Source organism: Candidatus Methylacidithermus pantelleriae (genome assembly GCF_905250085.1).
GTDB classification, from domain to species: domain Bacteria; phylum Verrucomicrobiota; class Verrucomicrobiia; order Methylacidiphilales; family Methylacidiphilaceae; genus Methylacidithermus; species Methylacidithermus pantelleriae.
Window position 1 is genome coordinate 1 of record NZ_CAJNOB010000054.1, and the last position, 4004, is coordinate 4004.

Sequence of the window (4004 nt, forward strand, 5' to 3'; positions counted from 1 at the left end):
AGTAGTGTTATTTTTCTTACCCGTTCTCTTTGTTTCCTTCCCTCGGTTCGTTCATTCTTTAGGAGCGTTTTTCGCTGGGGACTGTCTGTCGCTGTGTCAGGTTGTCAAAACGTGCCTTACTCGCAGAACCAAGGTTCTAGAATGCTTGTCGTAAAAAAGAGCAAAAACCCCTCTGAGAAAAAAACCCATCCAACGAAAGGGACGTTTTATGCCAAAGATCTTTGCTCGATTTGCCTCCACCGTGCTTCTGGTAGCGGCGTCCGTAGCCGCCGTTCCGGGACAAGAGATTACGCTTCTTAATGTTTCCTACGATCCTACACGAGAATTGTTCGAGCAGTATAACGCGTACTTCGAGCGTTTCTGGAAAGAAAAACACGGCCAAACTCTCCACATCCGAACCTCTCATGGAGGCTCCGGAAAACAGGCGCGGGCTGTCATTGACGGGCTCCAGGCCGACGTGGTCACCCTTGCCCTTGCCTACGATATCGACCAAATTGCCAAGGCCGGTCTCATCAAGCCTGACTGGGAAACGCGCCTTCCCGACCGCAGCAGCCCCTACACTTCCACCATTGTATTCATCGTCCGGAAAGGAAACCCTAAAAAAATCCACGACTGGCCCGACCTAATACGACCCGGCGTACAGGTGATTGTACCTAACCCCAAAACCAGCGGAGGAGCCCGCTGGGCTTACCTGGCAGCTTGGGGCTCAGCTCTCCAGCGGACCGGAAGTGCTGAACAAGCCCGCCAATTCACCCGAGAATTATACCGGCACGTGCCGGTCCTCGATTCCGGGGCACGAGGTTCGACAACGACCTTTGCGGAACGGTTGGTTGGGGATGTGCTGCTTAATTGGGAAAATGAAGCCTATCTTTTGCTTCGGGAATTCCCCAATCGATTTGAGATTGTGGTCCCCCCACAAAGCATCCTAGCCGAACCAAAAGTAGCTGTGGTAGATGCCGTAGTGGATCGTCGGGGAACACGGGCAGTGGCCGAAGCCTATCTGCAACACCTTTATGATGAAGAAGCGCAGCGGATCGCTGCGAGAAACGGGTACCGTCCACGGCTTGCTTCCATTCTAAACGAGTTCCAGCAAAAGTTTCCCAAGATCTCGCTTTTCTCGATCGACCTTTTCGGTGGTTGGGAAAAGGCCCACAACACACACTTTGCTGACGGCGGGATCTTTGACCAGATCTATACGGCCTCCCGGTAGCGCCATGGCCAAGCGTGCTCGGTTAGGCGAGAAAGCCCGAAAGCTACTCCTACGTCCCACGGTCTTGCCGGGGTTCCGGCTAACCCTGGCCTACACCGTGCTCTACCTGACGCTCATCGTGCTCGTCCCATTGTCAGCCCTTCTCTTTAAGGCCGCCACCGCTGACTTTGGTCGCATGATGGCCACCCTTTTCCAACCGAGAATCCTAAGCGCTTTCCGGGTAAGCTTTGGGACGGCGCTTTTGGCGGCAGCTACCAACGCTTTGCTCGGGCTTCTGGTTGCTTGGGTCCTAACCCGCTACTCCTTTCCTGGGCGTCGGCTCATCGATGCCATCATCGACCTACCTTTTGCTTTTCCGACGGCCGTAGCGGGGATCACCTGGACCAGTCTCCTGACTCCCTCTGGGTGGCTTGGACGGCCTCTTGCGGCCCTCGGAGTGCAAGGAGCTTTTACGCCGCTTGGAATCACCATTGCGCTTCTTTTTGTGGGATTTCCCTTTGTGGTTCGCTGCGTCCAGCCTGTCCTAGAAAATCTGGATCCAGAAATCGAAGAGGCAGCCGCTAGCCTGGGAGCTAGCCGGTTACAGGTTCTTTTGCGGGTAATCTGGCCAGAAGTGCGTCCCGCTCTCATTGCTGGAGTGGCGTTAGCTTTTGCTCGTGGCATTGGAGAGTACGGGTCTGTGGTGTTTGTTTCCGGTAACCTGCCTTTCCGGACTGAAACGCTTCCTTTTCTCATTGTGGTCAAGCTGGAGGAATACGACTATGTCGGAGCTTCCGCTCTTGCCGTTGTGATGCTGGGAGTATCGCTTTTCGTGCTCCTGGTCCTGGGCTGGTGGGAACGACGGAGCGCTTCTTTGCTTCAGTAAGAAGGGGTTTTCCATGCGTGGGCTATCCCGTCACAGCACGGTTCGGGCTGATCCTCCGGTCGTCCAAGGGGTCCTTATCGCTATGGCATTGGGCATTGTGGGAGTTGTACTGGTAACACCGCTTCTTTTTGTGTTTACGGAAGCCTTCCGGGAAGGTTGGATGCGCTACTTTGAAGCAATCCGGAACCCTGAGGCAATGGAAGCCTTTCGCCTCACGGTTTGGATCGCTGGGATAGCCGTTTGCCTGAATACCCTCTTTGGACTTCTAGCCGCGTGGGTGATCGGGAAATTCGAATTTCCTGGAAAAAATCTTTTAACGGCGCTGATCGACCTTCCCTTCACCGTCTCACCCGTCATTAGCGGCATGGTCTTCATCCTTCTTTTCGGGCGAGCCGGCTGGTTTGGGCCTTGGCTTCAAAAGCATGGGATCCCAATTGTTTTTGCCCCGCCCGGTATGATCCTCGCCACAATCTTTGTCACCTTTCCCTTTGTCGCCCGAGAGCTTATTCCCGTGCTCCAGGCACAGGGACACGACGAAGAAGAAGCGGCCGTAGTCCTGGGTGCGAGCGGGTGGCAGGTTTTTCGGCGGGTCACCCTACCCAGTATGCGCTCGGCCCTTCTTTACGGTGTCGTCATGTGCACTGCCCGGGCAATGGGAGAATTCGGGGCCGTATCCGTAGTCTCTGGCCATATCCGGGGACAGACGAATACTCTAACACTCTATATTGAGCTTCTCTACAATAGCTACCGCACAACCTCAGCTTTTGCAGTCAGCACCCTTCTTACTTTTTTAGCCATTTTCACTCTTATAGCAGCACAGTTATTGGAGATTCGAAAGCTCCGACGTCCTGGCGCAAGAGGGTAACAACATGCAGATTGAGGTCTATGAGATTAGCAAGCGGTTTGGACATTTCATTGCCCTTGATGACGTGAGCCTTCGGATTTCTTCGGGAGAATTTGTAACGCTTTTGGGACCCTCGGGTTCAGGGAAAACGACTCTCCTTCGAATCATCGCGGGATTAGAAATACCGGACAAGGGAAAGATCCTCTTCAATGGAGAGGATGTGAGCGCAAGACACCCGCGCGATCGCGGTGTAGGACTAGTTTTCCAACATTATGCTCTTTTCCGGCATATGACTGTTTTTGAAAACATTGCTTTTGGCCTGCGGGTGCGCCGTCGCAAGATGGGCTTTTCAGAAAAGCAAATCTCTTCTCGAGTAGAGGAGCTTTTACATTTGGTCCGACTGGAAGGATTGGCCCAGCGGTATCCCCATGAACTCAGTGGCGGCCAGCGGCAGAGGGTTGCGCTGGCACGGGCCTTGGCGGTCGAACCTCAAGTGCTTTTATTGGACGAACCTTTTGGGGCTCTCGACGCTCAAGTTCGAGTCGAATTACGCTCCTGGCTTCGGGAACTCCATGACCGGATTGGTTTAACAAGCGTCTTTGTGACCCATGACCAGGAGGAAGCCTTCGAGCTCGCAGATCGGGTCGCCATTTTCAATAACGGGCGAATTGAACAAGTGGGCAGTCCGAAAGAAGTCTGGGATCATCCGGCCTCTCCCTTTGTTTGTGGTTTTCTTGGCTCAGTCAATATCTTCCACGGTCGGGTTTCCCAAGGCAAGGTGCAGATCGGCTCCATTGAGCTCGATATGCCCGAAGTGAATCTTGATACAGGCACTGCGGTCCTGGTGTATGTCCGGCCCAGGGAAGTTGAGCTTTCCTTGGACGCAAGTAAGGACACTCACCTCGCGGGGCGCGTCCGACGCCTTCTTCCTGCCGGTCCCGTGGTCCGAGTTCACGTTGACCCCTGGGATGGAGGTGAGCGGATCCTCGTCGAGCTCGACCAGGATATCCATGAAACCCTCAAGATTCAGCCGGGCCAAGACGTGTTTGTCCGTCCTCGACGCTTCCGGATCTTCCCGATCCAAC

4 protein-coding genes are annotated in these 4004 nt (G+C 54.3%); all 4 read left to right on the plus strand.

Going from position 1 to position 4004, the window contains the following annotated elements; translation table 11 throughout:
* Positions 1-208: 208 nt before the first annotated feature.
* A complete protein-coding gene (locus tag KK925_RS09230; protein WP_174583559.1) occupies positions 209-1210 on the plus strand; it encodes a sulfate ABC transporter substrate-binding protein in 1002 nt (333 codons plus the stop codon).
* Positions 1211-1214: 4 nt separating this feature from the next.
* Positions 1215-2075, plus strand: coding sequence for a sulfate ABC transporter permease subunit CysT (cysT, locus tag KK925_RS09235; protein ID WP_174583560.1), 861 nt, complete (start codon positions 1215-1217; stop codon positions 2073-2075).
* Between the two features lie 13 nt (positions 2076-2088).
* Positions 2089-2940 (plus strand): sulfate ABC transporter permease subunit CysW, encoded by an 852-nt coding sequence (gene cysW, locus KK925_RS09240; RefSeq protein ID WP_174583561.1) that lies wholly within the window; start codon positions 2089-2091, stop codon positions 2938-2940.
* 4 nt (positions 2941-2944) lie between these two features.
* A partial coding sequence (locus KK925_RS09245) for a sulfate/molybdate ABC transporter ATP-binding protein (RefSeq protein WP_174583562.1) occupies positions 2945-4004 on the plus strand: 1060 nt, incomplete at its 3' end.

Bases quoted from the DNA above. Each gene is read 5' to 3' on its own strand.
- cysW (WP_174583561.1), top strand. From the start codon at position 2,089: ATGCGTGGGCTATCCCGTCACAGCACGGTTCGGGCTGATCCTCCGGTC.
- cysT (WP_174583560.1), top strand. From the start codon at position 1,215: ATGGCCAAGCGTGCTCGGTTAGGCGAGAAAGCCCGAAAGCTACTCCTA.
- KK925_RS09230 (WP_174583559.1), top strand. From the start codon at position 209: ATGCCAAAGATCTTTGCTCGATTTGCCTCCACCGTGCTTCTGGTAGCG.